Origin of the sequence: Rodentibacter caecimuris, assembly GCF_001019715.1 — a bacterium.
In the GTDB taxonomy this organism is placed as follows: Bacteria; Pseudomonadota; Gammaproteobacteria; order Enterobacterales; family Pasteurellaceae; genus Rodentibacter; species Rodentibacter caecimuris.
Window position 1 is genome coordinate 1,982,890 of sequence record NZ_BBXJ01000001.1, and the last position, 15,931, is coordinate 1,998,820.

Here is a 15,931-nt window from a genome sequence, read left to right on the forward strand (position 1 = left end):
CGTGGGCAGTACTCAAAGGAGATTTTGTAAACATGGAAAATATTAATCCAAACGAAAAATCAAGTCAATCGCAGAATGCGAGGATTTTAAAGCATTTGCAATCAGGCGGAAAAGTTACCGCACTTTCAGCCTTTGATGATTTTCAGTGCATGCGATTATCGGCACGCATTAAAGATTTACGTGATCTGGGTTATACCACCACTGATGAATTTATCACCATGCCAAGCGGTAAGCGGGTTAAACAGTATTTTATTGAGGCGGGTGTATGAGTCAATTTATTCCCAACTCTTTTCAAGTACCCAACGCCATTATTGATGAAATGATGGCGGAATTGAGTGGTTCAGAATTTAAAAGTCTATTGCTTTATTTTCGTTACGCAGAACTTGGCATAGAACCGCCAAGAGAGGTGATTTTTAAAAATGGGTTGCAAGACCGCTATCACAGAACGATTTCCGCATTAAAGGCAAGAGGTTTGTTATGAGCATAAAACTAATGGATCGGGCATTTAATGCCAAAGTGGGCAATCCTCTCACAAAATTATTGCTTATCAAGTTGGCAGACAATGCCAATGATGAGGGAATTTGTTATCCAAGCTACAAAAAAATTGCACAGCAATGTGAAATGTCTCGTCCAACAGCAATCAGCCACGCTAAAAAATTGGTTGAGATGGGATATTTAACGATTCAGGAACGAAAAACGCCAAAGGGAAATAGCTCAAATTTATATATTTTACACCCTGAAAAATGGGAGGAATTACCGTCTTTAACTAGTAAATCTGCTTTACCACCCCTAGTAAACGAGCTTAACCCCCCTAGTAAATCTGCTTTACCACCCCTAGTAAACGAGCTTAACCCAGAACCGTCAATTGAACCATCAATTAACCCTAATAAAAAAACTACGCAAAAAAGCGAGGCTGAAATTTTGCTTGAGAAGTTTGGCGTAACTGGTCAGCTTGCTAAAGATTTTATTGCGCACCGTAAAGCCAAAAAGGGCGTGATTAGCGAAACGCAGATGAATCGCTTGCAGAAACAAGCGGACAAGGCGGGCATTTCAATTTGCGAAGTGGTTGAAATTATGATTGATCGAAACTGGCAAGGCTTTAACGCTTCGTGGGATTGGCGAGATGAAAAACTGCGAGAGGTTATACCATCAAACAAGCCAAAATTTGACGATACGCAGACGGGTTGGTCTGCCGGAATGAAAATCACCGTGGATGGGCAACAATGGGAACTTTAGCGACACAATCTCAATTAAATCAAATTTCGCCGGAGCGTGCGCAACGTGCCGAAGCGATGATTAATTGGCTCTTTCAGGAGTTGAAAGGTATTTTCCCCGGCTGGCGTACTGCATTTGAGACCGAAGCGGATTATCTTTCGGCAAAACAAACTTGGTTGCGTGTGTTGGTGCAAGAAAAAATCACAAAATCCCAGTTGCAGGATGGGCTAAATGCCGCAGAGAAATCCAAGGATAAATTTTTGCCAAGCGTAGGGTTGTTCGTTTCTTGGTGCAAAGCACTTGACTATCACGCGCTAGGCTTACCAAACGAAACGGAATTATACCAACGCTACCAAACTTTCTTAGGCTATGCCAGATTCAATCTGGACGAATTTCAATATCGCTCAAAAGTGGAGTATTGGTTGCTGAAAAATCTCTACGAAAAGTGCAAGAAAAAATCGGAAGAGGACACGTTGAAAGCCATTCCGAAATTACTCACGGAAGCGGCGGAAAAAGTGCGGTCAAATTTCCCTTTTGAGGAGATTCCAAAAGGGATTCCGGAGCAACCAAGTTTTTACGACAAGGACCGAGCAAATCAAGCAAGAGACCGTTTAATGGCTGAAGTACGAGGAGCAATGCAATGACCGAATTTAACAAAGACCACTATCGCACGCCGAAGTATTTTTTTAACTGGTTACAAAATAAATTTGGCTCGTTCGATCTTGATGGTTGTGCGGATTACCAAAACGCATTGTGCTATCGCTACATCGGTGAGCCTGCACCGGAAGGATATGGCAACGATGATATTCCGTTTCCGGACAATATTTCGATTGCCCCTGATTTTTTGGCGGATGATTTATTTGACAAGCTACTTGATGAAGTAGCCGAGCGTTGTTATTTCCCATTGCGAATTTATGTTAATCCGCCTTACTCAAATGTTACGCCTTATCTTCAACGTGCAAAAGAATTAAGAGATGCCGGCTATATGGTGGTGATGTTACTCAACAATGATAAATCTACCAAATGGTATCAAAACCATATTCATGGTGTGGCAAACGAAGTGATTGATATTGCCGGTGGACGAATTAATTTCTTGCATCCAGTTACAGGCAAAGAAGCGAAGGGAAACAGCAAAGGTCAAATGGTAATCGTGTTCGATCCAAGTATGGAAGATTTTGTGACTCGTTCAGTGAGTTTGGATTTTGTGAAAAAGGTCGGTGGGTATGGAGCATAATTATCCTCCAATGTATTTAGTCAATGAATCGGTAAGAAATAGAGTGATTGAGACTATCCGCCAGTTACCGATTAACGACTCAGATCCGCTTGTAGTGGAAATTAAAGTTAAAACCCGTTCAATGGAACAAAACGATAAGTTTCATGCCATGTTGGGTGATATATCAAAACAGGCGTTATGGCAGGGTGATAAGTACGATTTATACGGCTGGAAAAACCTTTTAGTAAGCGGGCATACGATAGCGACTAAACTTCCTTATAAATTGGTTGTTGGTATTGAGGGGGAGTTGGTCAATGTACGAGAGCAAACATCTAAAATGGGGGTGAAGCGTATGGCAAGCCTTATTGAATATACGACCGCTTGGGGCGTTCAAAACGGTGTGAAATTTAACGACAGATGGGGATTTTGGGGAAGATGAGAACTAAATCACTCAAACCAAAGAAGTGTAAATCCTGTGGCAAATCGTTTACCCCGTTTAACTCACTACAAAAGGCTTGTTCACCTAAATGTGCTATTGAGTTAGTCAGAAATAACGCACAGAAAGCACGACATAAAGCCGAAAAACAAAAACTAAAGGAACGTAAGGCGAAATTAAAAAGCCGCTCAGAATGGTTGAAAGAGGCGCAATCGGTATTTAATAAATTTATCCGCCTACGAGATAAAGACGAACCTTGTATCAGTTGCGGTCGATACCATCAAGGGCAATGGCACGCAGGGCATTATCGAAGTGTTGGCGCAGCACCTGAATTAAGATTTTGTGAGTTGAACGTCCATAAGCAATGCCAACCCTGTAATAACCACAAAAGCGGCAATGCCATTGAGTATCGGATTCATCTCGTGAAAAAAATCGGTGTAGAGAAAGTCGAGTGGCTAGAACGCCAAGATCACGACCCGAAAAAATACACCATCGAAGACTGTAAAGAAATTATCAAGTATTACAAAGAAAAGGTTAAGGAGTTGGAACAATGCGTATAGCGGGTGATATTAAAACGATAGCAAAACGATATGGAATATGGGCGAACACCCGAACCGGTACCGAATATCCATCTATTCAACCATTTATGCGTGAAGTTGGTTATTCTAACCGCCATCAGGGGGAGCCTCTTAGTGATGATGCAGCAATGATTGTTCACGATTGCACATTAAAAATGCGTGCCGTTACTCCAGACCTCTATAATGTCTTTATGCATCGATATGTCTCAGGGCTAGAGCCTGCTCAAGTGTGCAAAGAAATGAAAATCGGTTCAAAAACATATAAATGCTATATTTATGCTGCATTGCAATCTTTAAAGTTACTGCTCACTGAAAATAAATGTATTTTTCTTGCTTAACAAATAAGCCTATCAGACAAAGCTAGATAGGCTATTTGAGCCATATTAGTTTAGTTTTTGTGGATCTATTTTGGTTTTCGTATTAGTTTTAATTGTCGGATCAGCTTTTTGTAAAGCATAGTTTAATACTTTTCCATTTCTGACAAGAATATCTAAAGTTTTAGTCATTGAGCTTTGTTTAATATTATTCTGAAAATCAGAGAGAGAGCCAGTCATATAGGTAGGAGATTCAAACTGCATTTTAGTATGGAAGTAATTCCATTTTGTATCTTTTTCATTTAACACAAGTTTCATATTTGGTTCACCGAACATAGCGATTAACTGTTGCTCAGTAGTTTTACCTTTGATGATTTTTGGCACTAGGTTTTCGTTAAAGTCATTTCCAAACTCATTTGTTTGAACGTTCGTTGATGCTTTTTGTATATCTTGAAAAACTTGCGAGTTATAAGGCGATTGGATACAACCAGCTAATAGCAAAGATACAGCACTGATAAGGAATAGTTTTTTCATAGAAATCTCCTGTTTACTTATTACTTAGGTAACATCATTTTACAAAATTAAATTTTTTTTGATAGTGATCTAAATCACATTTATACAATAACTTTTTTAATTCCACCTTTACAAGGTGGGATTTTTATTTTAGTATCTCTGTTAAGGTCTCAAAACCTAATACAGTAAGCGGAAATCCGCGCCCGATAGCATAGCGGTTTTTTTATGCCTAAAATTAGTGATCTCTTTTCTCTCTTCCTACGAATTTTGATTGTGCATACCTAAAATTTATCTATGCCGAGAGGGCGAGGAATACAATACCCGAAAGGGGAATAACTCCAGCCGACTTACTGCGGTTTTTGAGCCTCTCGGCGCCACTCTCAAAAGTGGCTAATCTCAAATAAAACAGTAAGGACAGTCCCATGACTACTCAATTATCAATTCTTAACAATTCTATCCGTACTTTTGAAAATTTATTTTCTTTAACAGACTTACATAAAGCAAGTGGCGGTGAAAATAAACATAAACCAACGTTTTTCTTACGTCTAGATCAAACTAAGGATCTTATTGCTGAAATTGAAGTAAATACCGAGTTGCAGATCTGTAACTCGGTAAAAGTGATTCACGGAGGACCAAATTCAGGAACCTATGCCTGCGAAGAACTTGTTTTAGCCTATGCAACTTGGATCAGCCCGAAATTCCACTTAGTCGTATTACGTGCTTTTCTAAATATGCACAAAAATGAGCAGTTGCAAAAAACGCAACAACTTGCTTTGCTTAAGCCTCAAATTGATCCGAATGAATTAAAAACATTATTAAAAATCTATCAATATGCTAATCGTTGGAAAGAATTTCAGCAAGCGATAGGCAACTGTGGTGAAACCTCAAATGATGTATTAAAACAAGAAATTGCGACATTATGCTCGCATTGTGGAGATAATGATGGCTATCTTTTTATCTTTAGCCCAAATGTTGAAAGAGATGTACAGCAAGCAGGCGAGCTATTAATGCGATTAGTAAAAAACCAATAATCCCAACCCGCCATAGTGCGGGTTTTCTTTTTAAATTTGACTTAAATCAATTTCTTTTCCCACAAAAGTCAAATCTATCAACAAGGGCTTTCTGCACCCAATCCATGATTAAAAATCAACCAACCAAACAAAAAATCTATTTTATATAGTTTTTTCTATTTACATATTATAGAAAAAACTATACAATACTCCCATAAAAACAAAACACCCACTAAGGAAATAACATGACAGCTAAACAACTCCTCGAAAACAAAGATTTCTTTTTAATGGCATTAGTAGAAAGCATCAAGCTAATGGCGCAGAAAAGCGGCAAAAGCCCTCAAGAGTTATATAGTCTATATCAAAAACAAGAGAGTGGATTTATGGACGAGCTAACGAAAAATATCAAAGCCTGTGCTGAAATCACCGCTCAAGCCCTCGCTTAAGAATTTTTACCAAGCTCTTTGAGGAGGGCTTGAATAAAGGTTCTGCCTTTACCACCCGAGCAGGCGAAAGTTGAGAGATAAGCAGAGACGGTGGTTTGAATGTTCTTTAAAAATCTATATACCGTAAGAGGTTAAGAGATTGTTGTACTTAATCTGTTATCTACGGTTGCGACACAATTTAGTTAAGTGGAATCGGGTTAACTTGTTTAATGACCCCCACGCTGAACGGCAGTAAAACAAGGCTTATTTCAAACCGCGATTACTCTCTTAAATAACGAGAAATGAATTTGACGGTAACAAGGTTACACTGAAATGACAGAGTATCGGATTTATCACATTGTAAGTGCGGTTTGAAATAAGAGAGGAGAAAGAGTATGAACATCACAAAATCGGTTAATCCGGCAAAAAACTTTAAGCGGGCTAAACGTATCGCTCAAAAGCAAAAAGCTTTAATTGCTAAACCAATCGGCAACAAGGTTGAAAAAGCGATAAATCTTGCCGGCAGAGACAAAAAGCTAATTGATATTGCCAACTATAACTATGTAAAAGGCAAAATCAAATCCGGTCAAGTCAGAGCCAAAGAACGCCGACAAATGGGTTGTCGGGAGTTAGTGAGAGTTTAAAAGAGGAAACTACAAATGGAAACAATCACAATTTCAAAGTCGGAATATGACGAGCTAATCCGACAATCTAAGCGAATGAAATTCATTGAACATTACCGCCCTACACTTGCTCAAGATATAGATACCGGAGAATATTCAGTTACTGTACACGAAAATGGAATTATTGACACATTACGGTATGGAAAAGGGATTGAATGCATTGATAAAGCAATTGAAGATATTCAAGAAATGCAAAAAGCCTTCTGGATTGGAGAAGAAAGCGAAATCTTTGCCGGTCGCACTGTTGAAGAAATTCTTATTGAGCTCTTTGATGAAAAAGAACGAGAGGAAGTCTTAAGGGAAGGGTGGTATGGCCCAGTTGATTTAAGTCTTAAAATGACTGTAACTGATAGTGAAACAGGTATTAAAAAGCTAACAACGATTAGCAAATTAATAAATGAAATTGTCGTGTTCCCTGAATTAATATTAACCGCATATAACTAACTTTTGCTTGAGCCTTACAAGCCTAACTCTATGGTTTATAGATAAAGAGCTAAGGTAAGCTATAAACTAAAGCAGATTCAGGTACTTGCACTACTTTAATCGGAGATACTGCGTGCTTTAAGCCGATCCTCGCAAGGAAAAGCATATAAACCCAGTTAGCCTTTCTGTAAAAAAGGCAATCATCAAAAACCGCTCTCAAAACCCTGTGCGAAGCAATTCGCCCAATCTTCTTGAAACCTCTAAACCGAGAGCGGTTTTTGATGGTTTAACCATCGTTCCTTAGGTTATTTGCCCACTGTAACAGGTGGGCTTTTTTATACCCAAAATTCAGTAAAGGAAAAACTATGTGCGAATGTATTAATGATTACAAATTAAAACTAGCCGAACATTTGAGAAAACAAGGCATTGAATTGGTTGGAGGTGTATCTCTTAACACCGTATTTCCGACTAGAAATTGGAAAGTTATTGGAGAAAGAACTGTAGTAGAAGTTCAATATTTTGAGAAAAAAACTGCAAGAAACGGAAACGTTCGTGAAGTAAAACGTAAAACAAAAGTTATCAACGACTATTGTCCATTTTGTGGCAATAAATATGAGTAAGGAAACAACATGAACAAACGACAAAAACGAACCGGAAAAAAGAAACCGGAACAACCTGCTATGCGTTCCCGCACCATATTTCTCAACGAACCACCAAAAAAGGACACCACTATGCACAAATCCATTCTTGAATTTCTCGCCTTTCTTGGCAAATGTCTCCTTATTCTACTCACTACCGCAGCCGTATTGATTGTCGTTTTTAGTGTCTCACAAGCGTGGGGCAACCCAACCGACTGGCACAATAACGAAGTCAGCGAACAAATCAGCCTTGAAACCCGTTGCGAACTGAAAGGCGGTGTGTATGAAAACGGGCTTTGCTTACCGCCTAATTTAACCCCACAAGCAGAACAAGAACTGCGAATTTATACCGCTCAAAAACAAGCGGAAATTGACCGCACTTTGAGGGCTAAAAAATGAAAGTTGAAAGTTACAAAATGCACGTTCTTTTTAATGCTGATTCGAAAAAATATCACGGTGAACTCTGGGTAAATAATAAACGGGAAATTCGCACTTATCCTCTTATGAACGAAATGGTTGCGATTAACGCCTTAAACAAACGAATTGATTCATTCAATTTATTAAATAGTACAAAAATTCCGCATTATGAAAAAGGAAAGACGAATATGAAAAAAATTGAACCAAAACCTGTTAAACCCGAATCACCCAAAATTGAATTAACAGGAACAACACCGAAGCCAGCCACGCTGCAAAAACCGGCACGAAAACCACATCGCAAGCCTTTCACGCCTTATGGATTAACCGGTTATTTAGTGGATAAACACGGCAACATCCGCCTACATTTAGACCGCCGTGCAAGCGCACGCACCATTGTACTTGAACCGGCAATGTTCGCAATGTTGGCAGAAATGGTAAAAGCCACACAGGAGCAAGCAAAATGAAACCTTTTCTCGCCACAGCCCATCAAGAACACCTAGACAACCTCGCCGGCTATGAAATTGCCCTCGAACAAGAAATAGAAGCCATCAAAGCCGATGCTGAAAATGAAGATGAAAACGTTATTTATGCGATTAATGAATACATTGCCTACAACGATGAAGAGTTAGCATTGCACGATTTAGCTATCGGTTCCGGTGCTTTTTATAAGCTCACCGAAGTGCGAGAGCGAGCTATTGCTTATGTAGCAAAGCAACGTCTAGATAAACGAATGAATGAGTATGCCCCTGATTAAGTGAGGTGAAAAATGACAGATAACAAAACAGAAAGCAAAGAAAAAAAACTAACGCCGATAGAACAACGAAAAGTCGATATCAAACATTATATTGGTAGTGCAGGTATCCAAAGCCGAATTAAAAGTTTGCTCTCAGATCCAAACAAGAAAGAGAAATTTGCAGCCACATTACTCAATGTGGCGCTTGATGATTCGCTTGTCTATTGTACCCCTGAAAGCATTGTGAAGTCCGGTTTACAAGCGGCAGAATTAGACTTGCCACTCAATAAAAATATGGGGCTTGCTTATATCGTTAAGTACAAAAAAGATGCCGAATTTCAGATTGGCTACAAAGGATGGCAATTATTAGCCAAACGTGCCGGCATTAATTTACGTGCGACACCTATTTTTGACTGCGATCAATTTGAAATGGTAAGCGATGGATTTGACACTGTCGTCAAACATATCCCTGATGTTGATAACCAAAAAGATTATGAACCGGCTTGGGTTGAAGGTCATCTCCGTGGCGTTTTGGTTTCCACAAAAGAAAACAATGAAATTTCTCACCGCTTTGTGAGTTTTGGCAAAATCCTACAAATTGCCGGAGTCAGCCCAAGCAAGAAAAATGGCAGCTATTCGCCTTACACCTTGTGGAATTTGGAAATGTACATTGGGAAAGCCATTAAATATGTTCTCAGTAAAATGCCAATGGAAGAACGTCAGGAACAAATCGCAAGAGCGGTTGAAATTGAAAATGGAAACGACAAATACCGCATTGATGAAATGGACAAGCAAGAGGGCGGCAAAAAAGAAGAGGATAACATCATTACAGTTGTTGATGAGGAAACCTTTGAACAATGCAAACAAAACATCATCAACGGTGAAACCACACTACAAGAATTGTGTGATAGTGGGATGTATGAGTTCAGCAAAGAACAGTATGACGAATTGGAGAAGTTGGAGAAACTATAACGTCAGAAATTCTTATTCTTTATTTAAAATTAAAAATTAAGTACTATAACCACACTAGTCAAAAGAGGAAAATCAATGCTCATCACTCACAATAGAGAAAAATTGTTACAAGTAATTACTTTTTTTTCTCAAAATGTTGAAAAGTTAGGGAAAATAAAGCTCTTTAAGTTGCTTTATTTCCTTGATTTTGAGCATTACAAACAAGTAGGGCGTTCCGTAACAGGGCTTGATTATTCTGCTTGGAAAATGGGACCTGTACCTGTCGATTTACATGAAGAAATTAAACAGCCAGAAGCCGATTTTCTAGCTAAAATCAAAATTGAACAAATTCCCATCCGTAAAGGAAGACAAGAAATGCTGAAATTTAATGCCTTGTCTGAATTTGATCAAACCCATTTTTCTAAACGAGAATTAAAAATACTTAATACATTAGCACAGCAATATAAAAATGCATTTGCTGATGATATGATCGAAGCAACCCACCTTGAACGTTTACCGTGGCATCAAATCTATGAAGTTGAAGGCAAAAAGAAAGAAATAATTCCTTATGAGTTAGCATTACCAAGCCAAAATAGGGAGTCAATGCACAAGGACAGTATTGAACGTCTAGCACTGCTTGAGGTGTTAAAGTAATGCTTCAGTTGGGTTCAATCTTATTTCATCCTAAATTCAAGTTTAATGATGGCGGAGAGCGTGATAAATACCTAATTATTTTGGGTATGACATCACAAAAATTGATTGTAGCTAAAACCACTTCAAAGGGGTGGAGATATACCCTTGAATATGGTTGTCAGTTAAATACGCATCAAGCATTCTTTTTGCCACAAAATAGTAACCCTATACTGAGTAAAAATACTTGGATTTGTTTTGATGAATTTTATGAACTTGATAAAAATGAATTGGGCAATCGAATAGGTAATTCTGAATTATTTCATTGTGGAATATTAGTTAATGAACATCTAAAATATATTCAACAATGTGCATTGCAATCAGACGATATTTCAGCACACCAAGAGCTAATTATTCGACAATCACTAATCTAAACATTTGACACCCACCGCCCTTTATTCTAGACTATGCCTACTTTCAACAGAAAGTCGGCAAGCCACAATTAAGTGGCTTTTTTTGTATCTGAATTTTGAGGCGTGTTATGACAGAACCATTTACAGTAATCGATGAGAATATGAAATTACAAATTTACTTACATAATGATAAACCAGTGGAGTTATCCACCTTATGTCAAAGTTTAGATGGCATTTCAAAAGAATATTCACGCTTTATTCAAAACTCTACACCAGAACAAAATTTACAACCTTGTGATAGTAACATCTACGTTACACAAATTACCAAAGGTAGCATTATTGTCGAGTTAGGAACTTATGTTGCCGCAACTTACACACTTATTGAACATAGCAATGCTATTTTTGAGTTTGGAGAACGTCTTGCTCAAACATACGGCTGGCTACAAGGAAAGCGACCACAGCCCGACAATATAAATGTAAGCGAATTGCGCCATCTAAGCCACGCCTTAGAACCTGTTGCAAATGACCCAAAAGCAAGCATTTCTATCGGCTCAATCAAAGTTGATGGTGGTATTCATATTCACTTTGAAGCCGACAATATGAAAGCGAATGCATTACAGCATCTAATCGGCAAGAAAATGGATGAAATGAAAGAACCGATTGTCGGATTGCAAAAAGGTTGTGTAATGCAATTAGCCGTTACAGCTGCAGATAAACAGATCGACAAAGCTATTATCGAAGCCTTTACTAAAAAAGCGATTAAAGTGAGTTTTGAAACAAACGAGCTTAAACAGACGATGGTAATGCGAGAACACCCCTACCACAAACTCTTTATTGTTGATGTAATGGTTCACACGGTAGACGACAAAATCGTGCTTTACCACATCAAAAATTTAATTGATATTTTAGATAAAAATGAAGTCTAATTTGACAACCCCAACACTTTATACTACTATCCGCCCCAAGGTGTCGAAACCTTTTTCAAGTGGCGGTAGTAAACGGATCGCCAAAGTGCGGTCTTTTTTATGCCGAAATCTCGTTAAGTCGAGAGGGCGACTAATACAATACCCGCAAGGGAAATACGTCCAGCCTAACCACTTGAAGGCTTTCGAACCTCTCGGCACCATTTGTCGAAAAATGGTGAATTATCGAAAATATCAAGTGGAGAGTCAAAATGACAAATATCATCACCGCCGATTACAACGGCACTCAAGTTTTCTTCCAAGATGACGCATATCTTAATGCAACGGCTATTGCAAAACATTTTAATAAACGTCCTAATGACTGGCTAACGTTACCGACAACTCAAGAATATATTGAAACCCTTTGCAAAAAGACCGAAACCAGAAAATCTGGTAACGCTGCCAAAGTAGGGAAATCCCACTTCGTAAAAACAATCAAAGGTGGTAAAGATTTATCTCAACAAGGCACTTGGCTACACCGTCGTCTTGCTGTTCCATTTGCTCGTTGGTTAAATGTTGAATTTGCTATTTGGTGTGATGAACAAATTGAAAAAATTCTAATTGAGAAAAATCAGCCAAAACAACTCGCCTTGCCCGAGCCGGAAAAGAAATTCAAGTTTGAATTTACCGAGTACGAACTTCAACTACTGCCGTGGATATGGTTTATCGCCTTACGAGGCACAGAAACTTGCCGAATGATTTATCCGGCAATGGAAACTATCGGTTCAAAATATTCCGGTGCAATCTACGGACAAGCCTACGAATATAAGCACACTATTCGGGAAGTTCATAAGCTACTGAAACGCCTTACAGCCGATTTCAAATACGACTATGAGAGTAACTGGCGAGTGCTAAAACACCTCGAGAATTACAACCCGAAATCTAATAACTACCAAGTAATCTAAAACTTAATCAAAACCGACCGCACTTTTCCCCGTGAAAATCGTGTGGCGGTTTCTTGCACCCAAATTTCAGCAAAAGGAAGAAAAAATGTTCAAGAAAGGTTTAAAAATTGTGCTTGCCGTGTTTGTGATTATCAGCGCATATCAACTGGATCTCACCCACGACTACGATGGGAAAATTTCTCACATTCAACAATAAGGAATAACGATGTACCAATTCAAAGCCAGATGTTCAGGTCTTGCTGACTTAATGCCACAGAAGAGAGGCGGAGAAGGACTTTCCGACACCGCCAAAAGTGCGGTCAGAAAGATCGCTAAATTCGATCTGTTCGGTTATCAAGATTTTGAAGGCAACAAATACACCGAAAAAGGGAATCTTCTGGAAGAACAAGCCATTAAATTAAGTGGCAGAAAACGAGGCTTGCCCCTCAAGAAAAACACTGAACGCCGAGAGAATGAATGGATCACGGGAGAGTGTGATATTTACGTTCCCTCTCGCAAGCTCATTATTGATACAAAATGCTCGTGGGATATTGGCACTCACCCGTTCTTTACAGACGAAGCCGAAGATAAAGCGAAAAAAGCCGGTTATGACATTCAAATGCAAGGCTATATGTGGCTATGGGATTGTGAAGAAGCACAAATTGATTTTGTCCTCTTCCCTACTCCTTACGAAATGCTCAGTAGTTATGATAGCCCCGAACGCTACATTGATTTAGTCGAACAAATTCCGCAAGACAAACGGATCACTACCGTGACCGTCAAACGTGATAACGCCATCATCGACAAAATCAAAGAACGTGTTAGTGCTGCCCAAGAATATTATCAACAGCTCATTCAGGAAATGAGCTAATCCCATTCTGAACCACACCGCCCACTTAACCGTGGGCTTTTTTATAGGACAAACAAAATGCAAAAGAAATACGAACTGTTGAAAGATGACACCAAAGAATATTTGGGCAGAACGCTATATCGCATTAAAGCCCTAATCTCTTTTGGTGCAGTAGTTGCCGGCGAACTTGGCGGCTATATCGAAGCAGAGAAAAATTTAGATCAATCTGGCAACGCTTGGGTATGTGGCAACGCTCGGGTATTTGGCAACGCTGAGGTATATGGCAACGCTCGGGTATATGGCAACGCTCGGGTATTTGGCAACGCTGAGGTATATGGCAACGCTGAGGTATATGGCAACGCTGAGGTATATGGCAACGCTTGGGTATATGGCAACGCTTGGGTATGTGGCAACGCTCGGGTATTTGGCAACGCTCGGGTATATGGCAACGCTCGGGTATATGGCAACGCTCGGGTATATGGCAACGCTCGGGTTAGTTCTTGCGCCATTGTTTCCGAGCGAAAAATGATTTTCTGGGCGAGTAATGTCGGTACCGAGAACGGTACACTCACAGTGTTTAATGGCAAGGATGACTTAATCGTTACAAGAGGTTGTTTTACCGGCACAGTCGATGAGTTTTTAGCAAAATCGGCGAAAGTACATGACGAGAAAACCAAACGCGAGTATCAACTATTGATCGAAGTGGCGAAGAGCAGAATTTTAGGACAAGGATAAGGATAAGAAAAATGAACATAAATGAAACGCTACAAGAGCGTGAAGAAACGCACGGGAATTTCCATACCGGTGCACTTATCTTCAGCGATATTTTAAAGCATATCGAAAAATCCAAAAATCTTGATAGCACGCACAAATATGCCATCACGATGATTGCGACAAAACTGGCCCGAATATTAAACGGCAATCCGCACGAAGTCGATCACTGGCGTGATATTGCAGGTTATGCAACGCTAGGCGGACGATTAGATATACCGGAAGAATCGTTATCACCGCAACCGCTCAATGCGTTTGTTGAGTTGCCGGTAGTTAGTCAAACTCGCTCTTAATTAAGAGCATTTTTTATGAGGAATAAATTATGTTTTGGTTTAAAAATGCCATTATCTATCGCTTAACAAAAGCATTAGATTTTTCAAATCTTGAACACGCATTACAAGAATGTAAATTCGTTGAATGTAGCGCAAATGAGGCGAGTAAATTTGGTTGGACAAATCCGCTTGCAACAAGCGAACAGCTGTTTTTTAACGGCAACGGATATATTTTACTTGTTGCTCAAAAAGAAGAGAAAATCTTGCCGACAAGCGTTATTCAAAAAGAAACTGATTCTCGCATTTCCGCCTTAGAGGAAAAAGAACAGCGGAAACTCAAGAAAACAGAGAAGCAGATAATCAAAGATGATGTCGTTGCAACATTACTTCCCCGTGCATTCAGTAAATATCAGCATATGGCACTTCTAATTGATGTTGCACGTCAACTTATTTATGTTGATACAGCCTCAGCGAAGCGCGCCGAAGATGTGTTGGCTTTGTTGCGTAAATCTCTCGGTTCATTACCTGCTGTTCCGGTTAGCTTTGTGTGTAACCCGGCAGAAACAATGACAAGCTGGATCGGTGGTCGAATGCCGGACTGGTTGATGTTGCAGGAAGAATGCAAATTAAGGTCGATCTATGCTGACGGGCAAGTGATATTTAAACATCAGGACTTAGAAAGCGAAGAGGTTTATGGATTGCTGCGAGCTAAAAATGTTGTCACGAAATTAGCACTAGATTGGGAAGATCACATCAGTTTTGCACTAAGTGAAACCGGCTCGCTTTCTAAAATTAAGTTCGCTGATGTTATTCGGGAGAAAAATGACGACATTCTCAAAGAAGATGTAGCTCAACGCTTTGACGCGGATTTCTTCTTGATGACATCAGAGCTAGGACAGCTTTTCGATAATTTGACGACCGAGTTTTGTGGGCTTAAACAATCAGACGAAGAATAGCAACTTGCTAAAATATTTTGAGTTTAACTAAACCGCTCTTAGGGGCGGTTTTGTTTTTAAGAGGTGAATTATGAGAAAGATGATTGCAGAATTTCATTTTGAAGATAATAAAAGTGTGCGGTATTTGACGAATTTACACATAAATAAACAAGATGGCTTTAAAGTTGTTCGCATAATAGAGAATAATGTTATTGAGAAATACGAGTTGCTAGAAGAATTATTTGATGATGAAACTATTCAGTTTTTACTTCTATGTCGAAACAAAACCCCAAAAAGATTTGAGGCTCTTATTAAAAATCTGAATGAAAGTATTTCAGGAAATAATGAATATTAGACCGCCTACTTTCAATGGGCGGTCTTTTTTCAGGGAGTAAATGCGGAAAAGTAAAAAGAGAGGGAGAAAATGAAAGGTAACTTTGATGAATGCTTTCTTGAAAGTATTAAACGGCACAAACTGACAGTAATAGAAAACACCGAACACACCAAAGTTTTTCACTTCGCCGATCCGAACACTATTGCACTGTCTTGCACGATTATCTATGCGGCGAATATCTAAATTTGATAAAGAAAAAATGAAAGCTGTATTTCACCCAAATGTAATAGAGGCTGTAATACATACAATAGATTTAACTGAAAGAGGTATA

28 protein-coding genes are annotated in these 15,931 nt (G+C 39.1%); 27 read left to right on the forward strand and 1 reads right to left on the reverse strand.

Features of this window, described 5'->3' with window-relative positions; translation table 11 throughout:
* Positions 1 to 32: 32 nt before the first annotated feature.
* From PNEUHYL_RS09740 to PNEUHYL_RS09775, 8 genes are read left to right on the forward strand one after another with little or no spacing between them, the layout of a single operon-like run.
* Entirely contained in the window at positions 33 to 269 is a 237-nt protein-coding gene (locus PNEUHYL_RS09740) for a helix-turn-helix domain-containing protein (protein ID WP_059367710.1), read from the forward strand.
* Positions 266 to 481, forward strand: a complete 216-nt coding sequence (locus tag PNEUHYL_RS09745) for a hypothetical protein (RefSeq protein ID WP_059367713.1) — start codon at positions 266 to 268, stop codon at positions 479 to 481. The genes PNEUHYL_RS09740 and PNEUHYL_RS09745 overlap by 4 nt, the downstream gene beginning before the upstream one ends.
* Positions 478 to 1,236: a helix-turn-helix domain-containing protein gene (locus PNEUHYL_RS09750; protein WP_059367717.1), complete on the forward strand. Its 759-nt coding sequence runs from the start codon at positions 478 to 480 to the stop codon at positions 1,234 to 1,236. The genes PNEUHYL_RS09745 and PNEUHYL_RS09750 overlap by 4 nt, the downstream gene beginning before the upstream one ends.
* Complete coding sequence (locus PNEUHYL_RS09755) at positions 1,224 to 1,859, forward strand: replication protein P (RefSeq protein ID WP_059367719.1); 636 nt, start codon at positions 1,224 to 1,226, stop codon at positions 1,857 to 1,859. Before PNEUHYL_RS09750 ends, PNEUHYL_RS09755 begins: the two co-directional genes overlap by 13 nt.
* Positions 1,856 to 2,449: a DNA N-6-adenine-methyltransferase gene (locus PNEUHYL_RS09760; protein WP_059367721.1), complete on the forward strand. Its 594-nt coding sequence runs from the start codon at positions 1,856 to 1,858 to the stop codon at positions 2,447 to 2,449. Before PNEUHYL_RS09755 ends, PNEUHYL_RS09760 begins: the two co-directional genes overlap by 4 nt.
* Positions 2,439 to 2,867, forward strand: coding sequence for a recombination protein NinB (locus PNEUHYL_RS09765; RefSeq protein ID WP_059367724.1), 429 nt, complete (start codon positions 2,439 to 2,441; stop codon positions 2,865 to 2,867). The genes PNEUHYL_RS09760 and PNEUHYL_RS09765 overlap by 11 nt, the downstream gene beginning before the upstream one ends.
* Positions 2,864 to 3,424: a recombination protein NinG gene (locus PNEUHYL_RS09770; RefSeq protein WP_059367726.1), complete on the forward strand. Its 561-nt coding sequence runs from the start codon at positions 2,864 to 2,866 to the stop codon at positions 3,422 to 3,424. Before PNEUHYL_RS09765 ends, PNEUHYL_RS09770 begins: the two co-directional genes overlap by 4 nt.
* On the forward strand, positions 3,415 to 3,780 hold the full coding sequence (locus PNEUHYL_RS09775) for an antiterminator Q family protein (RefSeq protein WP_059367728.1): 366 nt from the start codon (positions 3,415 to 3,417) through the stop codon (positions 3,778 to 3,780). The genes PNEUHYL_RS09770 and PNEUHYL_RS09775 overlap by 10 nt, the downstream gene beginning before the upstream one ends.
* Positions 3,781 to 3,825: 45 nt before the next feature.
* Here PNEUHYL_RS09775 and PNEUHYL_RS09780 read toward each other — a convergent pair whose 3' ends face one another.
* Positions 3,826 to 4,290: a hypothetical protein gene (locus PNEUHYL_RS09780; protein WP_059367730.1), complete on the reverse strand. Its 465-nt coding sequence runs from the start codon at positions 4,288 to 4,290 to the stop codon at positions 3,826 to 3,828.
* A gap of 401 nt (positions 4,291 to 4,691) precedes the next feature.
* Here PNEUHYL_RS09780 and PNEUHYL_RS09785 point away from each other — a divergent pair, with 401 nt between their 5' ends.
* The 19 genes from PNEUHYL_RS09785 (at position 4,692) to PNEUHYL_RS13470 (ending at position 15,843) form a co-directional block, all read left to right on the forward strand.
* Positions 4,692 to 5,300, forward strand: coding sequence for a KilA-N domain-containing protein (locus tag PNEUHYL_RS09785; RefSeq protein WP_059367732.1), 609 nt, complete (start codon positions 4,692 to 4,694; stop codon positions 5,298 to 5,300).
* A 224-nt stretch (positions 5,301 to 5,524) separates the two neighbouring features.
* Complete coding sequence (locus PNEUHYL_RS09790) at positions 5,525 to 5,725, forward strand: hypothetical protein (RefSeq protein ID WP_059367733.1); 201 nt, start codon at positions 5,525 to 5,527, stop codon at positions 5,723 to 5,725.
* 374 nt (positions 5,726 to 6,099) lie between these two features.
* Positions 6,100 to 6,348: a hypothetical protein gene (locus tag PNEUHYL_RS09795; RefSeq protein WP_059366195.1), complete on the forward strand. Its 249-nt coding sequence runs from the start codon at positions 6,100 to 6,102 to the stop codon at positions 6,346 to 6,348.
* 15 nt (positions 6,349 to 6,363) lie between these two features.
* Positions 6,364 to 6,831, forward strand: a complete 468-nt coding sequence (locus PNEUHYL_RS09800) for a hypothetical protein (RefSeq protein ID WP_059367736.1) — start codon at positions 6,364 to 6,366, stop codon at positions 6,829 to 6,831.
* A 344-nt stretch (positions 6,832 to 7,175) separates the two neighbouring features.
* A complete protein-coding gene (locus PNEUHYL_RS09805) occupies positions 7,176 to 7,430 on the forward strand; it encodes a hypothetical protein (protein ID WP_059367738.1) in 255 nt (84 codons plus the stop codon).
* Between the two features lie 9 nt (positions 7,431 to 7,439).
* Positions 7,440 to 7,847: a hypothetical protein gene (locus PNEUHYL_RS13785; RefSeq protein ID WP_255204593.1), complete on the forward strand. Its 408-nt coding sequence runs from the start codon at positions 7,440 to 7,442 to the stop codon at positions 7,845 to 7,847.
* Positions 7,844 to 8,329, forward strand: a complete 486-nt coding sequence (locus PNEUHYL_RS09815; protein WP_059367740.1) for a hypothetical protein — start codon at positions 7,844 to 7,846, stop codon at positions 8,327 to 8,329. Before PNEUHYL_RS13785 ends, PNEUHYL_RS09815 begins: the two co-directional genes overlap by 4 nt.
* Positions 8,326 to 8,619: a hypothetical protein gene (locus PNEUHYL_RS09820; RefSeq protein WP_059367742.1), complete on the forward strand. Its 294-nt coding sequence runs from the start codon at positions 8,326 to 8,328 to the stop codon at positions 8,617 to 8,619. Before PNEUHYL_RS09815 ends, PNEUHYL_RS09820 begins: the two co-directional genes overlap by 4 nt.
* A gap of 12 nt (positions 8,620 to 8,631) precedes the next feature.
* On the forward strand, positions 8,632 to 9,570 hold the full coding sequence (locus PNEUHYL_RS09825) for a recombinase RecT (protein ID WP_059367744.1): 939 nt from the start codon (positions 8,632 to 8,634) through the stop codon (positions 9,568 to 9,570).
* 75 nt (positions 9,571 to 9,645) lie between these two features.
* The gene (locus PNEUHYL_RS09830; RefSeq protein ID WP_059367746.1) at positions 9,646 to 10,203 is read left to right on the forward strand and encodes a Panacea domain-containing protein; all 558 of its coding nucleotides are present in this window, start codon (positions 9,646 to 9,648) and stop codon (positions 10,201 to 10,203) included.
* Positions 10,203 to 10,613, forward strand: coding sequence for a hypothetical protein (locus PNEUHYL_RS09835; protein WP_059366185.1), 411 nt, complete (start codon positions 10,203 to 10,205; stop codon positions 10,611 to 10,613). The genes PNEUHYL_RS09830 and PNEUHYL_RS09835 overlap by 1 nt, the downstream gene beginning before the upstream one ends.
* A 107-nt stretch (positions 10,614 to 10,720) precedes the next feature.
* A complete protein-coding gene (locus PNEUHYL_RS09840; RefSeq protein WP_059367748.1) occupies positions 10,721 to 11,518 on the forward strand; it encodes a hypothetical protein in 798 nt (265 codons plus the stop codon).
* Between the two features lie 248 nt (positions 11,519 to 11,766).
* Positions 11,767 to 12,459 (forward strand): P22AR C-terminal domain-containing protein, encoded by a 693-nt coding sequence (locus PNEUHYL_RS13465; RefSeq protein WP_059367751.1) that lies wholly within the window; start codon positions 11,767 to 11,769, stop codon positions 12,457 to 12,459.
* 205 nt (positions 12,460 to 12,664) lie between these two features.
* Positions 12,665 to 13,309 (forward strand): translocation protein TolB precursor, encoded by a 645-nt coding sequence (locus PNEUHYL_RS09850; protein WP_174435484.1) that lies wholly within the window; start codon positions 12,665 to 12,667, stop codon positions 13,307 to 13,309.
* A 57-nt stretch (positions 13,310 to 13,366) separates the two neighbouring features.
* The gene (locus PNEUHYL_RS09855; RefSeq protein ID WP_059367758.1) at positions 13,367 to 14,023 is read left to right on the forward strand and encodes an LbetaH domain-containing protein; all 657 of its coding nucleotides are present in this window, start codon (positions 13,367 to 13,369) and stop codon (positions 14,021 to 14,023) included.
* A gap of 11 nt (positions 14,024 to 14,034) precedes the next feature.
* Positions 14,035 to 14,352: a DUF6378 domain-containing protein gene (locus PNEUHYL_RS09860; protein WP_059367760.1), complete on the forward strand. Its 318-nt coding sequence runs from the start codon at positions 14,035 to 14,037 to the stop codon at positions 14,350 to 14,352.
* A gap of 29 nt (positions 14,353 to 14,381) precedes the next feature.
* A complete protein-coding gene (gene rdgC, locus PNEUHYL_RS09865; RefSeq protein WP_059367764.1) occupies positions 14,382 to 15,287 on the forward strand; it encodes a recombination-associated protein RdgC in 906 nt (301 codons plus the stop codon).
* Between the two features lie 70 nt (positions 15,288 to 15,357).
* A complete protein-coding gene (locus tag PNEUHYL_RS09870) occupies positions 15,358 to 15,621 on the forward strand; it encodes a hypothetical protein (RefSeq protein ID WP_059367767.1) in 264 nt (87 codons plus the stop codon).
* A 69-nt stretch (positions 15,622 to 15,690) separates the two neighbouring features.
* Complete coding sequence (locus PNEUHYL_RS13470) at positions 15,691 to 15,843, forward strand: hypothetical protein (RefSeq protein ID WP_158513615.1); 153 nt, start codon at positions 15,691 to 15,693, stop codon at positions 15,841 to 15,843.
* The last annotated feature ends 88 nt before the right edge of the window (positions 15,844 to 15,931 follow it).